The 565-nt window shown below is 58.9% G+C and carries 1 protein-coding gene; it reads right to left on the reverse strand.

Features of this window, described 5'->3' with window-relative positions; all coding sequences use genetic code 11:
* Window positions 1-266 precede the first annotated feature (266 nt).
* Window positions 267-565 (reverse strand): hypothetical protein (locus tag G7Y54_RS12455; RefSeq protein ID WP_206214964.1); only part of this gene is annotated, 299 nt, incomplete at its 5' end.

The following is a 565-nucleotide window of genomic DNA, read 5'->3' on the forward strand; positions in this document are numbered from 1 at the left end:
CCCAGCATGGGAGGCGTGAAGGGTGACGGGATTCGGAACATAATCGCCGGTGCTTGGTCGTCCAAGATATGGCGACGGAGCGTTAATCTTTACGGTGCCTTTTACGACCCCGACTACAGCGATGAATGGAAAGCACCCGGTGCAGGGCCTTATTCTGTCGGTAATCTCCATTTCGATGCATCGCGGGTGGTCCCCACGGGCGCAGTAAACGTTCCCCGCTCCTGGGGCAGTCTCGCGTGCGCCTATTTCGGCCAGCAGTCGCGCAGCTAGGCCGTGGCAGGCTGCCCGAAGTAAGCGCACGCCAAAGAACCCCATGAGCGGGGCACATTCGCCGCGCCCGTGGGGACAACAAGTCCGCTATAGAACCATACCGTACCATATGACGTACCGAAAATGCCGGTAGCTTTTGCCATCAACGCCATTTGTCTGCCGGGTGCAAAGCAATCGCAAACATCATAGGCATAACCGATACCACCAGTTACTGGCAGAGCGGACCCGTTGCCCGCTTCAAAGTGCCCGTAAATCTGCCGCGTGGCGTCGCCCATCACGCCTCCCATGCTGGGAG

This window comes from Desulfovibrio sp. ZJ746, assembly GCF_011039155.1.
GTDB lineage: Bacteria > Desulfobacterota > Desulfovibrionia > Desulfovibrionales > Desulfovibrionaceae > Desulfovibrio.